This window comes from Terriglobus albidus (assembly GCF_008000815.1).
In the GTDB taxonomy this organism is placed as follows: domain Bacteria; phylum Acidobacteriota; class Terriglobia; order Terriglobales; family Acidobacteriaceae; genus Terriglobus; species Terriglobus albidus_A.
Window position 1 is genome coordinate 392,648 of record NZ_CP042806.1, and the last position, 22,124, is coordinate 414,771.

The 22,124-nt window shown below is 57.8% G+C and carries 18 protein-coding genes and 1 tRNA gene; 8 read left to right on the forward strand and 11 right to left on the reverse strand.

Going from position 1 to position 22,124, the window contains the following annotated elements:
* Positions 1-167: 167 nt before the first annotated feature.
* Positions 168-3,644 carry a TonB-dependent receptor gene (locus FTW19_RS01575; RefSeq protein ID WP_147645946.1) on the reverse strand — a complete coding sequence of 1,159 codons (3,477 nt, stop codon included), beginning with the start codon at positions 3,642-3,644 and terminating at the stop codon, positions 168-170.
* A gap of 200 nt (positions 3,645-3,844) precedes the next feature.
* A complete protein-coding gene (locus FTW19_RS01580; protein WP_246153525.1) occupies positions 3,845-4,852 on the reverse strand; it encodes a substrate-binding domain-containing protein in 1,008 nt (335 codons plus the stop codon).
* Positions 4,853-5,430: 578 nt separating this feature from the next.
* On the opposite strand from FTW19_RS01580, the gene FTW19_RS01585 reads away from it, so the two are divergent.
* Positions 5,431-5,931, forward strand: a complete 501-nt coding sequence (locus tag FTW19_RS01585; protein WP_147645947.1) for a lasso peptide biosynthesis B2 protein — start codon at positions 5,431-5,433, stop codon at positions 5,929-5,931.
* Here the strand turns inward: FTW19_RS01585 and FTW19_RS01590 are convergent.
* From FTW19_RS01590 to FTW19_RS25660, 4 genes are all read right to left on the reverse strand, one after another.
* Entirely contained in the window at positions 5,924-6,148 is a 225-nt protein-coding gene (locus FTW19_RS01590) for a hypothetical protein (protein ID WP_147645948.1), read from the reverse strand. The genes FTW19_RS01585 and FTW19_RS01590 overlap by 8 nt on opposite strands.
* Positions 6,145-8,223 carry a prenyltransferase/squalene oxidase repeat-containing protein gene (locus FTW19_RS01595; protein ID WP_147645950.1) on the reverse strand — a complete coding sequence of 693 codons (2,079 nt, stop codon included), beginning with the start codon at positions 8,221-8,223 and terminating at the stop codon, positions 6,145-6,147. Before FTW19_RS01595 ends, FTW19_RS01590 begins: the two co-directional genes overlap by 4 nt.
* Positions 8,220-8,969 carry a hypothetical protein gene (locus FTW19_RS01600; protein ID WP_187143200.1) on the reverse strand — a complete coding sequence of 250 codons (750 nt, stop codon included), beginning with the start codon at positions 8,967-8,969 and terminating at the stop codon, positions 8,220-8,222. The genes FTW19_RS01595 and FTW19_RS01600 overlap by 4 nt, the downstream gene beginning before the upstream one ends.
* Before the next feature lie 293 nt (positions 8,970-9,262).
* Positions 9,263-9,415, reverse strand: a complete 153-nt coding sequence (locus FTW19_RS25660) for a hypothetical protein (protein ID WP_187143201.1) — start codon at positions 9,413-9,415, stop codon at positions 9,263-9,265.
* A gap of 269 nt (positions 9,416-9,684) precedes the next feature.
* On the opposite strand from FTW19_RS25660, the gene FTW19_RS01605 reads away from it, so the two are divergent.
* Both FTW19_RS01605 and FTW19_RS01610 read left to right on the forward strand, forming a co-directional pair.
* Entirely contained in the window at positions 9,685-9,972 is a 288-nt protein-coding gene (locus FTW19_RS01605; protein WP_147645953.1) for a PqqD family protein, read from the forward strand.
* Positions 9,969-11,903, forward strand: a complete 1,935-nt coding sequence (locus FTW19_RS01610; RefSeq protein WP_147645955.1) for an asparagine synthetase B family protein — start codon at positions 9,969-9,971, stop codon at positions 11,901-11,903. Before FTW19_RS01605 ends, FTW19_RS01610 begins: the two co-directional genes overlap by 4 nt.
* 640 nt (positions 11,904-12,543) lie before the next feature.
* Here FTW19_RS01610 and FTW19_RS01615 read toward each other — a convergent pair.
* Positions 12,544-12,618: transfer RNA gene (locus tag FTW19_RS01615), tRNA-Phe, on the reverse strand.
* Between the two features lie 97 nt (positions 12,619-12,715).
* On the opposite strand from FTW19_RS01615, the gene FTW19_RS01620 reads away from it, so the two are divergent.
* From FTW19_RS01620 to glgP, 3 genes are all read left to right on the forward strand, one after another.
* Entirely contained in the window at positions 12,716-14,245 is a 1,530-nt protein-coding gene (locus FTW19_RS01620) for an adenosine deaminase family protein (protein WP_147645956.1), read from the forward strand.
* Positions 14,242-14,553 (forward strand): hypothetical protein, encoded by a 312-nt coding sequence (locus FTW19_RS01625; RefSeq protein ID WP_147645957.1) that lies wholly within the window; start codon positions 14,242-14,244, stop codon positions 14,551-14,553. Before FTW19_RS01620 ends, FTW19_RS01625 begins: the two co-directional genes overlap by 4 nt.
* 251 nt (positions 14,554-14,804) lie before the next feature.
* Positions 14,805-16,580 carry an alpha-glucan family phosphorylase gene (gene glgP / locus FTW19_RS01630; protein ID WP_147645959.1) on the forward strand — a complete coding sequence of 592 codons (1,776 nt, stop codon included), beginning with the start codon at positions 14,805-14,807 and terminating at the stop codon, positions 16,578-16,580.
* A 183-nt stretch (positions 16,581-16,763) separates the two neighbouring features.
* Here the strand turns inward: glgP and FTW19_RS01635 are convergent, their stop codons facing one another.
* From FTW19_RS01635 to FTW19_RS01650, 4 genes are all read right to left on the reverse strand, one after another.
* Positions 16,764-17,777, reverse strand: coding sequence for a HEAT repeat domain-containing protein (locus FTW19_RS01635; RefSeq protein WP_147645961.1), 1,014 nt, complete (start codon positions 17,775-17,777; stop codon positions 16,764-16,766).
* A 147-nt stretch (positions 17,778-17,924) separates the two neighbouring features.
* Positions 17,925-18,944 carry a HEAT repeat domain-containing protein gene (locus FTW19_RS01640; protein ID WP_147645962.1) on the reverse strand — a complete coding sequence of 340 codons (1,020 nt, stop codon included), beginning with the start codon at positions 18,942-18,944 and terminating at the stop codon, positions 17,925-17,927.
* Between the two features lie 50 nt (positions 18,945-18,994).
* Positions 18,995-19,792, reverse strand: coding sequence for a hypothetical protein (locus FTW19_RS01645; protein WP_147645964.1), 798 nt, complete (start codon positions 19,790-19,792; stop codon positions 18,995-18,997).
* A complete protein-coding gene (locus FTW19_RS01650; protein WP_147645966.1) occupies positions 19,789-20,367 on the reverse strand; it encodes an RNA polymerase sigma factor in 579 nt (192 codons plus the stop codon). Before FTW19_RS01650 ends, FTW19_RS01645 begins: the two co-directional genes overlap by 4 nt.
* A gap of 83 nt (positions 20,368-20,450) precedes the next feature.
* On the opposite strand from FTW19_RS01650, the gene FTW19_RS01655 reads away from it, so the two are divergent.
* Both FTW19_RS01655 and FTW19_RS01660 read left to right on the forward strand, forming a co-directional pair.
* Complete coding sequence (locus FTW19_RS01655) at positions 20,451-21,299, forward strand: DUF4262 domain-containing protein (protein ID WP_147645967.1); 849 nt, start codon at positions 20,451-20,453, stop codon at positions 21,297-21,299.
* A 77-nt stretch (positions 21,300-21,376) separates the two neighbouring features.
* Positions 21,377-22,123: a DUF3142 domain-containing protein gene (locus FTW19_RS01660; RefSeq protein WP_187143202.1), complete on the forward strand. Its 747-nt coding sequence runs from the start codon at positions 21,377-21,379 to the stop codon at positions 22,121-22,123.
* Position 22,124 lies beyond the last annotated feature (1 nt).

Sequence of the window (22,124 nt, forward strand, 5' to 3'; positions counted from 1 at the left end):
GAAGGGCGAACCGACCGCGAATCCGCGCGCGTGCAAACGCACGTCGCCCACCTCTAAGAGCACGAACGAAGTATCTCTATTTTCATTGGGATAGTAGAAAGTGACGTTCAGACCGATGCCCCTCTCACGAGGGGCATCGGTCTTTGCAGATGAAAATCAAAAGCTTGTTAGAAGTTGATCTTCAGCGCGAACTGACCGAAGCGGCGTTCGTCGTTGGCTCCACTGTTGTTGCCGATGCCGCCCTTGGAGGCTGTGATCGGCAGAGGATCTCCAGGGTCGACGTTGGCAACATCATTCAGGCCTTGTTGGATAAAGAGATTGTGATGGTTGAGAAGATCGAAGCCTTCTGCACGGAACTCGATGTTGACCTTCTCATGAATGGGGAAGGTCTTGCTGACAGATGCATCGAAGGTCCATGCGCCAGGTCCGCGGAAGCTGTTCCGGGCGACCATGGTCGCAGGGAATGGGCCCCAATCGGAGATCCCGCCCAGCGCAGGATTACCGAATGTGACGGCTGGCGGAAGGTTGCCGATGACGTAGCTGTTCAGTCCGCCGCCATTCTGGCCATTCGGGATTGATTTGAAGGTGCGTTGTGGGACCGCGCCGGCGCGTGGCGTATAACGCGCGACTTGATAGCCGCTGTTATTGTTCGTACTGTCGAAGTAGCTGAACGGCGTACCCGTCCGGACGGTATAGATGCCCGTTACCTGCCAGCCGCCAACTGTCTGTGCCATGAAACGATTGCCCTTGGCAAAGGAAGGCGTCCGGAAGATGGGGGCGACCACCAGACGATGACGGATATCGAGATCGCCGTTGCCCCGATCGAAACCTGGATTGAATGGCTGCAGATATCCAAGCGCGAACGCGTTGTTGGTCTCAGAGAACGTTGTGCTCAGATCGTCGATCTGATGCGCGAGCGTGTAATTTGCCACCAGGCTCAACCCCGAGTTATGGAGATTTGTACTTTGGAACTGGATGTTCATTGCCTCGTAGTACGAGTCGCCATTGGAACCCCGGTTGTTGATGTTGGAGTACTGGTTCGTCAGCCTTGTGAGCCCTGTGTTCCCACTGCTATCTGATCTTGGGTCGCCAAGCAGCACATTGCCCGAACCGAGAGCATTGATGTTCTTGATGTCATACAGATGGAGCCCGCGAGCGCCGGCATACTGCAGCGAGAGCATCGTATTGCGTGCCAGCTGCTGCTCCAGTGCCGCATCCCAGAACTGCGTCTGCGCCGTGCGGATGTTTTGATCCACATGCCGCAGGCTGGTGGGTGGCAGCGGAACACTACCCGAAGCTCCCCCAAGTGGGCCGGCATTCGAGCTAGTGATCCGCGTATTGTTGACTACAACAACCGCATAGTTCGGAGGATTCTGAATCACGTTGAAGGTGACATTGCCGAAGTTCCGTTCGTAGCTGATGCCGAAGCCGCCACGAATTGAAGTCCTGCCTGTCCCAAATACGTCAAGCGCAAAACCGACACGCGGCGAAACCGTGCCCCACTGCGGATTCCATAGTCCTCCGATAGGGCTCTTTGGAGTGGTAAATACCTGACCATTGCGAATGCCCTGGAAGAGGTTTCCCGAGCCATAGTAGAAGTTCGACTCCAGATCCTTCTTGTTGTTGTGCTGCACGCCATAGTGCTCATAACGCACACCATAGTTCACGGTAAACCGCGGCGTCAGCTTGTATGAGTCCTGCGCATAAACAGCCCAGTCGTGGAAACGATTGCTGCGCGCAAAGTTGGGTTGGGTTGCCGGCAGGTTAATGGAGCAGGCTGCAGTCCGCGTCAGCGCGCCTGTATAGGGGTTGCGCACGCAGGGCAGTGCACCGTTCGGGCTCACCGCGGCCTGGAACTGGAACAGATCGCCGGTGACAAGATTCTGCAGTCCGGCCGTGCGATTGACGCCAACCTGCTCTGAGGCCTGCGCATACGCACCATAGGCGTTATTGGCCTGCAGGTAGAGATACTGTCCACCAAACTGCATGGAATGCTTTCCCTTCAGAACGTTTAAATCCTGATTGATCTGGATCGTGTTTTGCGGTCCGCCGAACGGAAGGCCGCCGTTCGCTGGGTTGAAGTCATAAAATCCCGGCAGTTGGATAAACGTGCTCGTCTTCGGCAACTGGGCATTCACTGAAACGATCAGCGTTGGGACGTTCTGTAATTTCGTGTCATAGGTTACGGGAGCATTGAACCTGCTGAAGCTGAGCTTTGTGCTCGAGACCAGGGCGGGATTGAACTCGTGCGATGCGCTCAGGAGATAGGCCCGGGCCCTGGTGGCGGCGCCTACGTTGTATTGCGAGTAAGGCGACGCGAATGCTGTACCGTTTGCATCTGTCTCCTCATAGTCTGCATAGCGGAAGAACATCCGGGTGCGATCGCTCGGGTTGAAGTCCGCCCGCCCGACGATGTTATAGGTGTTTTGAGGAACACTGCCGCCGGCGTTGATCGGCGCGGTATACGCGACGACGCCGAAAGCCGGGGTGCTGGCCGGAATCCCTGTGATCCCAAGGTCACCCGCGGTGTAAGTCTTCGTGAAATTGAAGTTCTTCCCTCCGGCGTAAGCCGTAAAGAAGGCTTGCGTGTTTGCTGCCGAAAGCGCAAGAAACTGAGGCGTGGGAACCCCGGCAAAGGCGATGCCGGAACTGCGCACCCGGATCCACTCAGTGCTGCCGAAGAAGAACAGCTTATCTTTGACAACCGGTCCACCCACCGCAAAGCCAAACTGATTACGGGTGTACTTGCCCCTGGGCTGACCCGCCTGTGCATTCAACACTGTATTCGCTGTGTAGGCGGAAAGACGGTTGAACTCCCACAGACTGCCGTGGAATGCATTGGTTCCGCTCTTCGTTGTCACGTTGACGATTCCACCCGATGCTCGACCATACTGGGGCTCAAAATTGGAGGTCTGTACACGAAATTCCTGCGTTGCATCGATCGGCACATAGACTCCTATGCCATCCGTGAAGACGCTGATGTTTTCAACGCCATCCAGAAGAATCTCAGTACCGCTGGACCGCTGTCCGTTCACATTGAATCCGACGCCGCGCGTGGTCGCATTCTGCGAGTTTCCACTCGACCCGCCTGAAACGCCCCTGGAATCGCCACTGTTTGTGCTGTCGCCGGCGGACACGTTGCCTGCGAGCGCCACAAAGTCATAGGGGTTGCGTGTAAGACTCGGCATTTGCGAGACCTGGGTTGCGTTGACGATCTGCGACAACTCCTGTGACTGCGTGTTTACCTGTGCGCCCCCCTCAGCGGTCACCTCTACGGTGCTGATGGCTTGCGTCACCGATAACTTGGCATCCACCGTTACTTTGGCTGCCACCGTGACCTCAACACGTGCCGTGTACGCTTGGAAACCACTGGCTTTAATCGCGACCTCATAGGTGGTAGGCTGCAGGCCTGTGACCACAAAAGTACCGTCACTATTGGTCGTTGCGGAACGAACCGCATTTGTCCCCAGGTTCGTAATGGTGACAGCGGCATTGGGAACAACGGCACTGGTAGGGTCGCTCACCGTTCCTGAGATCTGTCCGGTCTCTTGGGCGTATGCGCTTTGATTTGTGAGAGCAAGAATGAACGTTGCTACGCCTAACAGGAAAATTATCTTGTTGAGCAGACTGACTAGACTTTTCATTGGCACTCCTCGACGCTTGCGGCAAGCGTTCGTATGGAGCGCGCTCAGTCCCGTTGCTGTTGGGCCCAGTAACCGGGGCCTTCAGAAGCGCCCCATACGTAAGTCGTTCACGCAGCCACCGCACTAAGAGCAAACAACTAAGGCTGCTGAACCAATGATTATTGCATATTTTTATCAAATATGGTAGTAATTCGCGACCGTCACCGTCCGCCGCCTAATGGCTGGCTCGCTATTCGTTTCCTCAAAATGGGATCCAGGTTCGTCTTATCGATCAGCGCCACCCCCGTATCGACAAACACCGGGAATGGAGAGTTTGGATCCAGGAAATGGTCTGCACTCAAAGGCTTTACGGGATAGTGATGGACTTGATCCAATGCCTTCAGCCCCAGAACGGCCATCGTGTACGGCTTTTGGGAGATCGTCGAATCAATTGTTCCATCCCCCACCAGCTGCAACGTATCGGTGTCCGTATCCATCGCGATCAGCACCCGGTCGGTGGCATTCCGCCGCTTTAAGGCTTCGGCTACGTTCGCACCCGACCTTGATTCCAGGCAAATAAACGCGTCAATCCTGGCAGGACCAGTCCGCGCCAGGTACACCATCGTCTGATCCAACGCCTTACCTGGATCCGCCTTAATGTCGTACACCTCCTCGGTCTTGATCCCATTGAAATCCTTCAGGATGTCCTGATAGCCCTTGAGTCGCTCCTCCAGGTTTGGCTGCCCCGGATTCGTGAAGAACACTACATTTCCTTTCCCGTTCAGTCGCGCCGCCAGGCGCCTTCCGCCCAGCCTACCCGCCTCGAGGTTATTGGTTCCGATGAAGTACAGTCGCTTGCTCTCTGGGGAATCCGAGTCAATCGTAATCACCGGAATGCCTGCCGCAACGGCAGCATCGATCTCCGGCGCCATCAGGCTCGAGCTCGCCACCGAGACCAGAATGCCCGCGGGCTTGCTTGCTACCGCCGCCTTGAACTCATCCACTTCGGCCTGAGGATTTAGACCCGCTGGCCCACGCGTATCCACCGTGACTCCGTATTCCAATCCTGCCGCTGAAAACCCCGCCGCGGCGGTCTTCCAGTACGGCACTTCCGTGTTTGTGGCAATCAGGTAATACCGCTCGTTCTTACTATGCCGGGTGCAGCCCGTAAGCAAGGGAAGCACCACCGTCAAAAGCGCTAAAAAAATCCGTTTGCTCAACGTCATCATCGTCAACCTCCGGAACTTCTCTTGTGAAGCACAGCACTAGAGCATTTTTCCTGTTGCCGGGTATCCAGGGAGAACCGTGCAGCGGCGTTTTCATTGAGGAAAACGCCCATAGATGCACCGGCCCTGCTCTACACCTACAGGAAAAATGCTCTGTCCTCCGTAGTAGGTGGACACCCACGTCATCGTTCGCGTGGGAGCCAGATATTACTCCAAATTGGATGAGGAAAGCTAAGTAGTCTGGAATCAGCGGATACCTTTGAGACGATTAGCGTATTTTCTCCCTGTGCGTGTAATGTGGGGTTCCGCACCTATGGGCGCTCGTTCCGGCCCGTAAGTCATTCAAACAGTGATGTTTGCCGTGATACTAAGATGATGCTGTGTCTATTCAGCCGTTGAAGCCATTTAAGAGATGAAGCTAGAGCAATTCTCCTAAGCTGTAGAGCGGAGTCTCGGGGTCCCCAGCGAACTCGTTCGCTGGGGTGAAGTCTTGGCTGTTGCGCCGTTTTCCAGCGAAGAAAACGGCATTCGCAGATCTATCCAGATCTATCCAGAGCTACCGTATTAGGAGAATTGCTCCGATGACAACGCTGACATCATCACTTTCGAAGCGCCGCTGGTTCAAGCTTTTCAGACAGATTCGACATTTCTGCTGCATGCCATGGAAAGAGCAGAGCATGATCGCCGAAGCCTTCCTTCTGCTTGCCGCAACACGGGCGGCATTGCTTGTTGTCCCGTTTCGTGCGGCGGCAGGGTGGGTTGGAGTCATTGTTCCGCCTAATGCCCCGGGGCTATCGCCGGCCCAGGGACTTGCAGATGAACAGCGCAGGATTGCGGAGGAAGTGGCAACTGTCGTACGGCGAGCGTCCAGCATGGCGATCTTCGAGTCAACGTGTCTGCCACAAGCCCTCGCCGCGCGCATCATGCTCAAGCGGAGAGACGTGTCGAGCGTGATTCACTTTGGTGTGCGACGTGGTGAGGAGAAAAAATTGTTGGCACACGCCTGGCTGGAGGCGGGCGATATGGATGTCACCGGTGGCGCGGTGGCGAGTCAGTATTCTGAGATTGCGCTAGTTATTTGACGGCCTTACGCCGCTCGGCTTCACGGACCAACATCCGCGCGCGAAATGCTTCGGCAATGGAAGCAGCATCCACTTCATAACCGCACGATGCGGCGTAACCAACAAGAGCATCTTCATCGAAAGCCATCACCTGCGCTGGATCATGAGCACCGGTGATAGATCCTGACCTGAGGCTCGCCAAAAATTGGATCGCATTCTGCACGCGCTTTAGCGTCATGGTCGGTTATCCTCTGCGGTTGCCGGTTGTACCCCCAATGCTGTGAGGGCCATCAAAACAGCCGCCGTTGTAAAAATCCGGTAGGGCTCCTCAAGATTGCGGGCAGTGGCGCCGGTCCTGTCGTCGGTGTCAGTACTCACGATGTCAGTGCCAGATGGCCAGCTACCGTCCTCCAGTTGACGACGGGGTAAGGCTTCGGCGCGACGGTGGGCTTCCTGCTGGTCTGACGCATTGCCCAGCCGCAATATTCGTATGATCCAGGCATCGATCCAGGCACTTGGTGCGGATGACCTGTAGGACCAGGCCCAGAGAATAGCGCGATCGACCGATGCGCGATGCCCAGTCACGGAGGCAAGCGCCTCAGCCGCGAGAGCGGTAGACAATGCAGGACACCGCCACCAGTAGGCCGTCCAGGAGCCATCATCATTCTGGGTTTCACGGAGCCGTCTCAACGGAAGGCTTCCGAGTAAAGGCGCTACATTCGCCGCCGTACAGAGATGTTCGGACTGCCACCCATCGTCATTCTCTTTTGTCGCATGACCGCGGTACTGAACAGATACGCCGGCCTGGTAGGTTGATATTCCGCCATGTGGCAAAAGGTGTGCGCTTAGAAACTGCATGGCGTGTGCCGATGCCATCCCCTCATAGCCCATCCGTCGGAACAAATGCACTGCCCATGCTGTTGAGTCTGCATCAGGAGGTAGACACCTGTTCCAACCCCACCCTCCACCGGCTCGCTGACTGCCCAGCAATTTGTTGACTGCGTCCCCTGCCCCTCTGCGTGCATCGGGATCATTGATGCAACCTAGTGCATAACCAACAAAAGCCGTGGCCCATTCGTCACTTGGGCCTAAGTTCGTTCGAAACTCGGTCCACCAACCGCTCTGGTGTTGGCGACTTAATAGAAATTTGATGGCGGCGTTCACGGTGGCCGACAGGCAGGGCGGACGCGAAGTGGCAATGGCGACGGGATGTTCTGGTGGCGTGTCAGACCAGCAATGTTGAGCACTGACATACGCTTTCGCCGTCATCTTCCCCTCGGCCGAGAGAGTCACCTTGAGGTGTGACAGTGCGCGCTCTACATACGGGACCGCATCGCCTGACCGGAGTTCTGTTGCCAGTAACCAACCTAGTGGCCAGGTTTGTTTTGGCATATAGGGATACAACCGGCCTTCAACTTTCAGCAGGCAAGCGGCTTCCGGCTCAGTGCAGATTCCAAGTTTTTCCAGGAGCACGAATAACTGTTGCCAGCGCGGCTCGGAAGCCGGTTGCTCATCGAACATGATCTCGAAGCCGATATCTTTGGTCGGACGAAGCTCCATGAAGTTGATGGCAACGGTGACGATGTCCGCTATCTCGACGAGTTCGTCGAATAACTCCAAAGCAGGCGACGCCTCTCCAGGCCAGGCGATTTCTTCCAGCAGCAGACTGAGCTTTGATTGGCGTACGTTTCTATAGTTGACCCTTAGAAGATCGCCGCGCAGAGGCATGGAGCCGATGTGACTTATCGAAACATTGTCCGGCATGGTGGGAGCCCAGGGAGGAGCCTCCTGGCTGGCCACGGCGGTTTCCGAAATTTGCCCAGCTGCCATGAGAGCCCGCAGTTGTCGCATGCGCAGATCATGGAGCGACGGTTCCGGTAAGGCCGGAAACTTGGCATCGACGGGAAGAAAGACCGAGGCCGGCTGATGCAAACGATCAAAATCCCATTCGAAGAAGATGGCGCGTGTTGGCTTGGCCTGAGAGTCGTCGCTTTCTCCTGACGCGACAAATTCCTGTAGCTGAGGCGGATACTGAGGCGAAGGACGGTTTTGCAGGAACCACGCGAGAGCATCATCGTCGTCGCCGTATGGCTGCACCATCTGGTGCAGATCAGGAGTTTGCGCTCCCGCATTCAATCTGAGTTCTAGGGCCAGCCTCGGGATAGGCGCAAGCTGCTGAGCGGCGCGACGGATGCTCTCACGCGTCTGATCGTCAAGATGAAACTCGGAAAGTACAGGCCAAAGAAACTGAAGACATCCCTCGGCGGCTAGAAAGGGACCAGCAACGGTCGTGGAGCTCTTGCTGCCGCTCATGACTGCTTCGACAGGCAAAGCTGTAAGCTCTCCGCAAATACCTCTGCCGATTGCCTCAAGAGAGAAAGATTGTCCGGCATCTGCAGTTCCAGGACACTGGCCTGGGAAACCAGATGACTCATCATCCGTCCGGCAGCAAGAGGTGGGGCATTGGGGGGCAATGGATCGCGGATCAGATGCCTGGCGAGGTGTAGCACGGCACTTTGGCCGGATAGCTTTCGTATTTGCGGGCTTTCGAGGGATAAACTGCGTGGAAGCAGACAAATCGCAGCCGCAATCCGGAATGAGGAATCTTCCAAATTTTCGTCTTCCGGGATTAGTGCAGGAAGCAATAGCTTTTCATCCCATTGTTCCTCGAAGTCTCCAGGCAGGGTCTTTGCCCAGCGCTCCTGAGCCGTCTCGGGTGAGTGTCCAAGCGCTTGCAGGCTGTCGAGACGCAGCTTGTTACGACGCAATCCGGGGAGTGCGCACACTGTGCTTTCGTCACAGCAGATCACCCTCACCAGATCATCAGCAAGAAGAGACCAGCCTGAACGCTGTAGCGCAGCAGAGAGAGTCGATTTACCCGCTCCCTTAGGACCCATCAAAAGGATGGCCTCGCCGGCTTTTACCAGGGCTGCTGCGTGAAACGCAGGGAGGTTCAACCGGCACAAGACCGTGCGCATCACCGGCTCAAGGAGAAGTTCTCTCAAGTTGCTCTGTGCAACAGATGGGAGAGCTGAGGACCGGACGACGCGGCCGTCCAATGACACGCGAAACCGGCAGCGAACTTTCCCGCCGGTCCCGAAATCGTGTTGGATCCAGGTTTTGTCCTTTTCAAGGATGGGGCCGGTAGCCGCGACGTCGACGTCCTGTAGATCAGCCGCCATCGCATCGGACCAGGAATGAAACCAGGATACGTCGGCGTTGGCAGAAAGCGCTGCAGCTTCCCCTTCGTCAATGCTGAGTCCGTAATGGAACATTCTCTTGGTAGCAATCGACGCGAAAGGCCATGGGGCAGCGCATGAAGTGTCTGCACCTATGCGAAAGAGGCGGATGTTTAGGAATACGCAGTGGTACCGTCACCGGTAGTGTTGCCGCTGCTACCAGCTTGAGTGATCTCTTCAATCTTGCCGTATTCCACCAGTTCTGACTCCACAAACTGAGACTGGTTTGCGGTGAGAAGCACCTCTTCCGAGGGTAATTTCTGCATAAATTCTCCTGAAGGTTCGCCGCAAGGATACGGTACCTGTTCGCCAACTGGCAAGAACTTGTTTTCCGTTACATTCGGAGGTTGATGAAGATTCGTATTTAGATTCCGGGAGTCCACTCGAGAGCATTTTCCCTGTTGCTGGGTATCCCGGAAGAGGCGTGCAGCGGGGTTTTCATTGCGGAAAACGCCCATTGGTGTGGAAACCCTACACTACACCTACAGGGAAAATGCTCTATGGCATATAACTAACGTGCCGATATGAGGTGGGAGTGGACAACGACAAAAATACCTATCACCTGTCCGAGCAGGTTCTAGCCGTTGAGACAAACGGTGAGTACGTGTTAATGGATTATGGATCAGGCAAATTCTTCGGGATTCGCGGCGCAGCCCAAATTTTGGTGCAGCCACTACAGACAGGAATGACATTTGATGCCATGGTGGACCTGGTTCAGCGCCATTACAGGGTTGACGCGGTCCTTGCCGAGACAGATGTGCGGAAGATCCTATCCAGGCTGCTGGATGCGGGGCTGGTTTTAGATAGAGGCGCGCCGCAATGAGCGCAATCGCCGGCTTGTGGCACCGCGATGGTGCGCCGGGAGCCAAGGCGCGACTAGGAAATGTGCTGGCCGCGCTCCGTCACTACGGTCCTGATGTACGCACACTGTGGGGGGACGGTGCTGTTGCGGTTGGCTGCTGTCTTCGCAAGATCCTGCCGGAAGACGGTATGCAGGCACAGCCCATCTCGCCTGATGGAGGACGCACAAACGTTGTCGCGGACGTCCGGTTGGACAACCGCTCCGAGATTGCTGAACTCCTTCGTATTACCCCGAATGACGCTGCAGCGATGAGTGATGCGGCAATCCTGGCTCACGCAGTAGCGCATTGGGGAACCGATTGCTTCCGGTACATTGTTGGGGATTACAGCTTTGCTGCCTGGAATTCCCTGGACCAAAGCTGGCTACTCGCCCGCGATGTTGCAGGCGCTCTTCCTTTGTACTTCTATTCCAACGACAAGATCTTTGCATTCGCCTCTATGCCGATAGGACTCCTCGCATTGGCCGAGGTTCCGGCCGAAGTGAACGAGGAAGGCTTGTTACAGATGCTGGAGAGTGCTCCTCGCGCCTCGGCTGAAGTCACCGAGTGGAGCGCCTTTCAGCATATCCGCAGAGTTCCGGCCGGCCACTTTATTCGCATCGATAGCCGTGGTGAGAGGACTTTTGAACACTGGAGGCCGCCTGCTGAGCTCCGGCTGAAGCGTCCGGAGGATTACTACGAAGGGCTGCGAGAACACTTGAATCGTGCCGTCGCCTGCAGGTTGCGTGGAGTTGGAGATGCGGCATCCCACCTCAGTGGGGGATTGGACAGTTCTTCCGTAGCCGCCACCGCCGCTCAGTTGCAGGCACAACGCGGAGCCAGCGTCGTTGCGTATACGTCTATCCCTCAGCGGCACTGTTCCGTAGAACCCCATAACCGCTTCTCCGACGAAAGCGAGCACGCAGCAGCGACGGCAGCACTGTACCCAAACCTTCAGCACGTTCTGATAACAAGTGAAGGCCGATCCCCCTGGCATTCGTTGGACAGTCATTTTTTGCTGTATCAACAGCCCATGCTGAATCTCTGCAACAGCGCCTGGATTGCTGCGATTCATAACGATATTGCGCAGAGGAATATCAAAGTTCTCCTCACTGGAAGTATGGGAAACTTCACGATCAGCTACAGGGGACTTGAGATGCTGCCGGCGTTGATAGCAAGCGGGCAATGGTCCGAACTTTGGCAGTTGACGCGGGCGCTCCACCGGCGTGGTATGTCGAGGAAGTTTCTGTTGGCGAGTTCCTTCGCTCCCTGGATTCCCAAGGCTCTGCTCATGGCTGCAAAGCGAAGTCCTCCACCCCCTAATCTCTTGCATCCTGACCACAACGAAAAGCGGCGGCGGTTGCCGCCTGCATCTCCGTTCACCTTTACCGCAGACCATGTCCGTTGGAGAATGTTCCTCTTGCAGCGAACCGACCTGGCTGCAATTCGCAAAGGAACGCTGGCCGCCTGGGGAGTAGACGAACGTGATCCCACAACGGATCGCCGGCTGCTGGAATTTTGCATGAGCATTCCTGCGGCTGAATGGATGCGAGACGGTTTGCCGTCTGCGGTGCTTCGGAATGGACTCGCCGATCGTTTACCGGAAAAAGTTCGCTACGAAACACGGAAAGGCATACAGGCGACAGACTGGCACATCGAAGCGGCCAAGGCTTTGCCTCAACTGCAGGAAGAAATGCGGAAGCTGGAGAAGTCCCCATCCGTAAACGGCATGATCGATATCCCGCGCCTGCGCTCCATGATGGAGGACTGGCCGAAGGATAACGACTTCGAGAAGATTAGTAGCTACCGATACACATTTCTTCGGGCGCTTTCAGTCGGTAGATTTCTCCGTGATGCGGAGAGCTGCAAGACCGCGATCAACGTGATTGCGAGCCAGGAGCCTGCGATTCCATAAAACGGGATACGTCGCTACACTCCTAAGAGCACGGCCGAAGTATCTGTATTTTCAACGGGATGGTGGCCAGGGACGGGATCGAACCGCCGACGGCTGGGCCTTGTTCATGGCCGCGTGCAAACATACGGCGCTACGCGCCTGAGAGCGCGGCCGAAACTACTGTGTTTTCATCGGGATGGTGGCCAGGGACGGGATCGAACCGCCGACGGCTGGGCCTTGTTCATGGCCGCGTGCAAACATACGGCGCTACGCGCCTGAGAGCGCGGCCGAAATTACTGTGTTTTCATCGGGATGGTGGCCAGGGACGGGATCGAACCGCCGACGGCTGGGCCTTGTTCATGGCCGCGTGCAAACATACGGCGCTACGCGCCTGAGAGCGCGGCCGAAACTACTGTGTTTTCATCGGGATGGTGGCCAGGGACGGGATCGAACCGCCGACGGCTGGGCCTTGTTCATGGCCGCGTGCAAACATACGGCGCTACGCGCCTGGGAGCGCGGCCGAAACTACTGTGTTTTCATCGGGATGGTGGCCAGGGACGGGATCGAACCGCCGACGGCTGGGCCTTGTTCATGGCCGCGTGCAAACATACAGCGCTACGCGCCTGAGAGCGCGGCCGAAACTACTGTGTTTTCATCGGGATGGTGGCCAGGGACGGGATCGAACCGCCGACGCCGGCCTTTTCAGGGCCGCGCTCTACCACTGAGCTACCTGGCCCTTCGTGGAGTGTCCTTAGTATAGCAATCCAAAGGCGGATGGGACAAACCACGGTGCGGTATGCTGGGCCTGTTTCCACGAAAGGATTTTCCCTCTGATGAGATGCACACGAGTACTCGCGGCCCTCGCATGCCTTGCGATCACCGCCGCCGCGCAGACCGCGACCCAGACCCCTGGTGAATTGAAGGCAGGCCGCGCCCTGGCCTCTGCCGTGAAACAAGGTCCCCTCTCTGCCCACGCCTTCCTGGCCAAAATGCCCAAGGGCAGCGACCTGCATGTCCACCTCGTCGGCGCCGTCTATGCCGAGACCTTTATCAAGAACGCCGTCGAAGATCACCTCTGCATCGACCTGAAGACCAAGGCCCTAGCCAAGAACCCCGGCACCTGCTCCGATGGCCAGGTTCCTGCCGAGACCGCACTCAAAGACCAGACGCTCTACGACAACCTGGTCAATGCCTTCTCCATGCGCTCGTTCGTACCTTCCGCCGGCTATAGCGGCCACGACCAGTTCTTCGCTACCTTCGGCCGCTTCGGAGGTCTCGACCGCAAACACGTTGGTGAATGGCTGGACGAGGTCGCCTCCCGCGCGGCCTCGCAGAACGAGCAATATCTCGAGATCATGCATACGCCCGACTTCAGCACCAGCGCTGCCCTGGGCTACAAGCTCGGCTGGAGCGACGACCTCGAAGACCTGCGCCAGAAGCTGCTCGACGGCGCCGTGCGCGACAACGTCAAGCGCGACATCGCGGAGATCGACAGCATCGAGGCGCGCCGCAACGAGATCGAACACTGCGGCACACCTTCCGCCACGCCCGCCTGCGGCATGACGGTGCGCTTCATCTTCCAGGTGCTGCGCGCCTTCCCTCCACAGCAGGTCTACGCGCAGACCTTGCTCGGCTTTGAGCTCGCGTCCGCAGACCGCCGTGTCGTCGGCATCAACTTCGTGCAGCCCGAAGACTCCTACATGTCGATGAGCGAGTACGACCGGCAGATGAAGTTCCTGCGGTTCCTCAAGACGAAGTACCCCAAAGTCCACCTCTCGCTGCACGCCGGAGAGCTTGCCCCCGGCATCGTCCCGCCCGACGGCCTGAAGTTCCATATCCGCGAAGCCGTCGAGGTCGCCGGAGCCGAACGCATCGGCCACGGTGTCGACGTGATGTACGAGACCGATCCCCACGCCTTGCTGAAGGAGATGGCCGCAAAGCACGTGATGGTCGAGATCAATCTCACCAGCAACGACGGCATTCTCGGCATCACCGGCAACCATCATCCCCTGGCCAACTACCGCGCAGCCAAGGTTCCGGTCTCGCTTTCGACAGACGATGAAGGCGTGTCGCGTAGCGATCTCACCACCGAGTACACACGCGCCGCCATGGAGCAGAGCCTCACCTACGCTGACCTGAAGAACATGGCGCGCACCGGGATCGAACACATATTCCTGCCCGGCGATGACCTATGGTCCGCCCCCGATGCCTGGGGCAAGCCGGTTGCCGTCTGCGCCGCACAGCCGTTGGGTGCCGACAAACCAACCGCAAAGTGCGCAGAGTTCCTGAAGTCCAGTGAGAAGGCTACGCAGCAGTGGGAGCTGGAACGTCGCTTCCGCGCCTTCGAGGCAGGTGTGCAATGAAGTTCACACTCATCGCAATCGGCGAGATGCTGCTGCTCTTCGCAGCGGCACTCGTCGGCTTCGTGATGCATCCCTTCAACGTGGAGAAGGTTCTCCACACCGAAAACGGTGTCGTGCGTGCGATGGTCTATGACTGGATCATCGCCGCCGCCATTGCCTGGTTCGTTCTTTTGGTCATCGAGTTCGGCATCCGCCGGAACCGCGACGCCTGGCTCCGGCCGACCCTTTGCTTTGTCGCCGTGGTCACACTCGGCCTGATCTCCCATCTTGGCCTAAAATCCACGGAAGTCAGCCTCTACCGCTTCTAAGCTCTGCCCTGTAAAAGACATAGCGGCAAATAAGTGCTTCTCCGGCTGTCAACCCGGCCCGGATTTCCTCGTCACACACCAAAGTAATGTGCCTTTTTTCCGCAGGAATGGCACGAAATATGCATTGCTTTCCTTGGTTCGGTGCGGTGAAGTTGTTATGTAAGGGGTCCGAACAATTCACGGGCCAAAAGCAGGACGGCACGAAGAGCCTGCAGATTCTGGGACCCCCGAAGTGCGAGGTTTTATCTGGCATGACTCTGCAGGATGTTGCCGCTGAAGCGTTGAGAAATAGTCGTGTTGCCTACTTTTCCATGGAGATCGCCCTGGAAGTAGGGTTGCCCACTTACTCGGGCGGTTTGGGTGTTCTGGCGGGGGATACGTTACGTTCCGCCGCGGACATGGGCGTTCCAATGGTTGCGGTGACCCTGGCTCACCGCAAGGGTTACTTCCGTCAGATGCTCGATAGCAGCGGACGGCAGACCGAGGCTCCGATGCCGTGGTCGCCTGAAGGTCGTCTGCCCTCAGCCGGCGCGATTGCCGCCATCACCGTCCAGAACCGTGAGCTTCTGGTTCGCGCGTGGCGTTACGACATCGTTGGTGTAACCGGACATGTGATTCCGGTACTGCTGCTCGATACCGACGTCGAGCCGAATGACTCGTGGGACCGCACCTTTACCGACACCCTTTACGGTGGAGACCACTACTATCGCCTCTGCCAGGAAGCTGTACTCGGCCTGGGTGGCATCGCTCTGCTGCACGCTCTCGGCGTTCAGCCAGAGGTCTTCCATATGAACGAGGGCCACGCGGCCCTGTTGACGACTGCTCTGCTGGAAGCGCGGCTGAACGGGCGTCCGTTGAATACGGCTACCGATGAAGATGTTGAGGCCATCAAGCAGCAGTGCGTCTTTACGACACACACGCCCGTACCCGCGGGTCACGACCGCTTTGGCTACGACCAGATGCTCGCCATCCTTGGTCAGGAGCGCACCGGCATCTACAACCGTTTCGGTGGCATCCACGACGGGTTGCTGAACATGACGTACGTTGCTCTTCGCTTCTCCCGTTACGTAAACGGTGTCGCAATGCAGCACGGTAAGGTCTCACAGCAGATGTTTCCGGATACGCCGATCCACTACATCACCAACGGCGTACATGCGGGCACCTGGGTCTCGCCGGCCATGGCTGACCTCTTCGACCGCAAGCTGGATGGTTGGCGCGCGGACAACTACGCGCTGCGCGGTATCTACGGAGTCGAGCCACAGGAGATCGCAGCCGCGCACGCCTTAAACAAGCAGCGGCTGATCGAGACCGTCAAAGAACGCACGGGTGTCATCCTGCGTGAAGATGTGTTGACCCTGGGTTTTGCCCGCCGTGCCGCCACCTACAAGCGCGCGACCCTTCTCTTCGAAGACACGCAGCGTCTGCTCCATATCGCGGAGGCAATCGGCGGCCTGCAGGTCGTCTACGCCGGCAAAGCACACCCCGCGGATGCTCCCGGCAAAGCGCTGATTCACGAAGTCATCAGCGCGGCCCAAGGCCTGAAGCAGAGCCCCATCCACGTCGTCTATCTCGAAAACTACGACATGAACCTGGGCGCACTGCTTACCGCAGGCGTGGACATCTGGCTGAATACACCGCGGCGTCCCTACGAGGCCAGCGGCACCAGCGGCATGAAGGCCACGCTGAACGGCGTACCCAATCTCAGCATTCTGGACGGATGGTGGATCGAGGGCTGCGCCGAAGGCTCGACCGGATGGGCGATCGAAGACGGCGTAAACGATGAAGAAGAAGCGGTCTCGCTCTACGAAAAGCTGGAGAAGGCTGTAGGTCCCGCCTATCTCGACAAGCAGAAGTGGGCAAAGATCATGCAGCACGCCATCGGCATCAACGGCGCGTTCTTCAACACGCAGCGTATGGTCGACCAGTACATCTGCCGGTCTTACCGCCTCGATCGCTCTACCCTGCAACCAACCGCTCTTGTTGCTCCGGTCGGCGAAGATACGCTGGTAATCCCGACCTCGGTCTAAAGCATTTTCCCTGTTGCTGGGTAGCCCGGCAACGCACACAGCGGCGTTTTCATTGGGGAAAACGCCCATAGATGCGGAAGCCCTACTCTACACCTACAGGGAAGATGCTCTAAGCGAAGAAGACGAAAAAGAGCCTGCAGCGGGATGCGAAACCGCTGCAGGCTGCGAGTGTTTCGAGGGTCCTCAGTTACTCCTGAGGAGCTTGGTCAGGTAGTCCAGCGCCTTTGGATCCTTCGACTGGCCGAGCCAGAAGATCGCCTGTTTGCGTACATCAGGATCCTTGTTGCTCTCTGCTACCTGGATCAGTTGAGCAGCTGCCTCTCCTTCCGGCAGCCGCGAGATCGCGAAGACCGCGGACCGTCGAATGCTTCGGTCGGGATCATTCTGAACAATTTGACGAAGCTCCCCGGCGGCTCGTTTGCCGGCTTTCTGGGCCATCCAGAACTGGGCCTCTTTGCGGACGTGAGGCGAAGCGTCGTTCTTTGCCATCCAGATCAATTCATCGATGGCCGCGGGATTTTCTTTACCGAGTGTTAGATCAAAGGCGAGCTTGCCACGCAGATGCTCGTCCTGCTCGGTACGCGTAAGTTGCAGCAGCGCTTTGGTGCCATCCTGTCCGCGATGCGCACCCAACCAGAAGGCGGCCTTTTCGCGTACAAACGAATCGCCAGTGGTTGCCATAGAGATTAGAGTGCTGGTCGCAGCCGGCGACTCATGCTGAGCAATGATCATCACCGAGGCATCGCGTACCTTGCGTTCCTGTGAAGCGTTGTTGGCCAGCGATACGAACTCGCGAATGCTCTCATCCTGAGAGACGCCTTCAAGCCACACAAACTTCACACCGCCCGTATCCAGCTTGCGGTTGGGAGTCGCCATCCGGAGCTTCGTGACCGCGCCCTTCTCCATGCGCAACAGAACATTCACATGGTCAAACTGCTGCCGGTCACTATCCCAGTTGCCTCCGTCCCGGGAACCTTCCAGATAGAGGGTCTCTCCATCGTTATCCGAAAAGTGTCCGAGTACGGGGATGGAATAACCCACCCACGCGATGCCATCTTTCGCCGCAGCGCTCAGCTCCGCGGGCAGACCATGAGCGGCATGCGCGTCGACCTGCACGCCTGTGACGACCGGTTGCTGTGCCGCGAGCGGTGCAACCAGCCCAAGTGAAACGACGAGGATGCGGAAGGCGATTCTCATGGCCTTTGTCTCCTGATACGAGAGTTTTCGTAAAAAGTTCTTAGGGTACGGGAAAAATCCGGAAAATCGATCCAATTCACTGGATGATGGATGGGATAACCGCCTGTATCGTCCATTTCCGGACAGACGACACAGGCAGGTTAGTGATTAGCGCAATAGCTCGAGCATGTAGTCCTGTGCGACCTTGTCGTTCATCAGAGCAAGCTGTGAGACGATCTGCCGCTTCAGGTCAAGATCCTTCTCGCCCCGGGCAAGTTCCACCAGCTTCTGTGCATCTCCGGAGATGAACATTGCGGAGACGGCAGCCCGCTTTGTCTTCGGATCGCTGGATTGGCGATACACATCTGCCAGCGTATCGTTTGCCTTCTTGCCCTGGGTGATGGCGAGCGTCTGCATCGCCTGCCGCTGCAACTCGGGATCCTGCTTTCCAAGCGCGATCTCTCGCAACAGGGTCTGGCACTCCGGCGATTTATTCTGGCCCAGAACGAACAGCGCCTGCCGCTTCACCGACTCTGGTTGATTTCCCCGAAGGAGGTCGCGAATCACCGGGATCGCTCGATTCGCATCCTGATTCATCAGCGAGTTCAGCGCGAGGATCTTCAGATCGGCATCGGGATCTCCCGTACTTCTGCGATCGCGCTTATAGACATACGCTCCCTCCCCTGCCGGAACCGGCGGCATTGGGGGAACCGGGGGAACGATCGCAATGGTGTTCTCGTCATCACTGCTGGACGATGAGGATGAAGATGAGGAGCTGGACATGGACGTGCTCGTCTTGCCGTTCTTGACCACCACACGCACATGTCCGCTGCTGATACCCAAGGCAGCACAATCCTTGTTCCACGTGGACTTCGGATACTCGCCCCGCAGTGCACTGCAAGTCGCTGCCGAATCATCGCGCCGGCCCAGCTTGTTGAGGGCATAGGCCTTCCAGTAAAACGCCGCGTCGGCCTTCGATCCCTTAGCGGCAATGACCTTGTCGAAAGACGCGATCGAGTCTTGCCAGCGCTGTTCATTCATCGCCTTGGTTCCGGCAGTGTAGTCGTCTTCCCCGGCAGGGGCGCCGGGCTCGGTGATAAGGATCGCGGGCTGTAGGGGACCAGCAGCAAGCGCAACGTGCGCGCAACCAGCGGATGCCAGACCTGCAAGTAAAATCCAGTGCTTCATAAGTACATCTCCTTTGTGACCAAAACTCGTTTTCTACTACTGCCTGCCGTCTACCTCGAAGAGCTGTGCTCATCGTTCTGGCGCAGCACACGCAGGTCCAGCAAAAGTCCGTCGGTATTCATCTCCAGCCGCAACTGCCAGGTGCTCTTTGGCGTCTCCGGCGCGTGATCCAGACCGATGAGGACACGTCCGAGGTTGTCAAGCACCACTGCCTCGGCGAGATCGCCGCGGTCCCGCGCTGTCTGCGTATAGACAGCGTTCTTCAGCAGCAGATCGTGTGCCTGGGCGCGTGTCGCCTCGTCCAGCGGGCCCTCTTCATGATTCACCGTGGTCAGCAGACGCTCGGCGGAGTCAAGATGCGCGGAGATCTGCGGATCGTCAGACGGAACGTCCGTCAACGGACCATGGCCGTTGATGGGGTGCGCCTGTTGATGCCGGCCGACAAGACTCTTCAACACATCGGTGACCGAGGCACGCTGAGTCGTAGTCTCCTGTCCTCCGGCTGGCTGCTCCGCATGGCGAATGCGCAGACCGAGCACGATCATCACCACCACTGCGGCGGTAAGAGCACCGGCGGCAGGCCACACCCAGAGGGAGAACCACCGCTTCTTCTTCGGCGCAGCCTCCAGCACAGCCAGGTTACCGCGCAACCGCTGCCAGCTCAGGTCCATATCGACCGGCGTGCGCATCGGCACCGGCTCGGCCGAGAAGACACGTAGCGTCTGTGCAACAGATTCGGCCAGCGTGGCGCACTCCTCGCACTGCTCGAGATGCTCGCCGATCGAACGGGCCTCAGAGCTTTCGCCCATCTGGTACGCAATCAGATCTTCTTCGCTGTAGTGCTTCATCGCATACCTCCTGCGACGGGTTCCAAGGCACGCCGAAGCTTGGCGACGGCGCGAAAGACAGCCTGCTTGGCTGAGTTGACGGGGACACCGAGCGCCTCGGCGATCTCCGCCATACCAACCTCTTCCATATGGCGCAGCGTGAAAGCAGTGCGCTCCATCGGGGTAAGAGATGCCATGGCGGCATGCCGCAGCGTAGCCGTCTCCATGTCCAGCAGAACGCGCTCCGGACCGGCGCGGTGGCTGGCAACCTGCACGGTGCCCTCAGCTACCTCGTCGGAGACACGCGGCGCATAGACCGAAAGGTCCCGATTTCTGCGCTCTACCAGGTTCATGGCCGTATTCATCGCTATCCTCGTCACCCAGGTTCCAAAGGCAGCATCCTGCCGGAACTCCGGAAGTTTGTTGTAGGCGCGCAGAAAACTCTCCTGCGCCGCCTCTTCCGCATCGGCTTCGTTGCCGGTAATGCGGAATGAGATCCGGAAGACGGCAGCGTAGTGGCGGTCCATCAGAACGCGGTACGCGTCCCGGTCGCCGGCAACTACCCGCCGGATCGCCTCTTTTTCTGCCTTCTCCATTTCGCCTCCTTAGACAGGGGGATGGGGGTGCGGTTAGGTACGGTTTGAAAATTTTCTATCCAACCAGCGCGTAGAGTCTTCTTATGCCGCAACCACCCTACAGCACCGAACGCCTGAGCTTCTTCCGTTCCCAGCAACTCGATGAGCACGAAAAGCGAACCATGGATCACATCGAGGAGTTTGGATGGGAGGTCGTCATCATCGACCCGGATCACGCAAGCCGGGGATGGGCTTTCACGGTCGGTTTGCATGATACCGCCGGTAAGCCGGAGTTGATTCTCATTGGACTGAATCGGAAGACATCGCAGTGGCTTCTGAATGACGCCGCGGAAAGAATGAAGGCGGGCACCGATCTGACACGGGGGAAGCACGAGGGCCTGCTGGAAGGCGTTGACGTGATCTTCCGTCCAGTCGACCGTAAGTGGCTGCGACAGGTCATGGGTTGGGCCACCTGGTACAACAACGGCGATAAGTTTCCCGTATTGCAGGCTATCTTCCCGGACAAGCAGAACCGGTTTCCCGGAGAAGAAGGTTTCGACACCCGCTACACACAACCGCTTCTCCAGCCGAATGCACCCATGACAACTGTGGAAGAAGCCTTCTGGGCAGCATCCGATCCGAAGAGCAGCCTCTTTGACTGGAAGTTTCCTGACCCTCCGCACACAATGGTCTTTCTCTCGAAGACCGTCCAGGCGGGAGAAGAAGTCGTCACCTATGTCTCCCATGATGCTTCCGATGGAGCATGGCAATTTCTCGGCGATAGCATGATGGACGGCGGTGGCCCGGTGGTCTCCTGCTTCCACCATCCCATCGACCGTGACCCATCATTGAAGGAGCTGGCTGACTTACCACTGGGCTGGTATGCGTTTCGCGATACTCCGACGGCGGCTTGGCAGCGATTCGAACACGGTCCAGAGGAAGGCGATGACTAAATCTGCACACATTCATGTGTGTGCACAGAAATCTGAGCTATAGTCCATCCACCGGCACCCTTCGATCGGTGCTTCTCATGCGACGCGCTGCGCTGCTCTTCCCCGCTCTTCTCGCACTCGCTCTGAAAGGCGACAGCCTTCCGGCACATCGTGCACCGGTTACACCCGCTCGTGCCCCGGTCATCATGCTCTGGGCATGGGAGAGGCCGGAAGACCTGCGTACCCTTTCTCCGGATATCGCCGGCGTCGCCTTCCTCGCCCAACGAGTCTTTCTCAACGATGGCGTGCATAGTATTCCCCGCCATCAGCCCATCCGCGTTCCTGAAAGCATCTATGCCGTCGCAGTCACACGGATCGAGATACGTCCGGGCTTCCGTGATACCGAAGCCATGCGCGCGCAAACCGCAGCAGCCATCGTCCAGACCGCCACACTTGCGGATATCAACGGCCTGCAGATCGACTTCGACGCCACGCCGGCGCAGCGTGCCTTCTATACCGACGTCCTGCAGCGCGTGCGCGCAGCTACGCCCGCGAGTATGTCCCTGACAATGACCGCACTCGTAAGCTGGTGCGCCGAGAGCGACGGCTGGCTGCATACGCTTCCTGTCGATCAGGCGATCCCTATGCACTTCCGCCTGGGCGTGCATATCGGCTACTTCGCGACGCGCGAACCGTTGTGTGTTGCCTCCGTGGGCCTCTCTACCGATGAGTCGCAGGAGTATCCTGCAACGCGCCCTCGGCAGGTTTATCTCTTCTCTCCCAAACCCTGGACCGAGGCTGAGCTCGGCCAGATTAACCAGAACCTCCTACCGAAAGCAGAGTAAC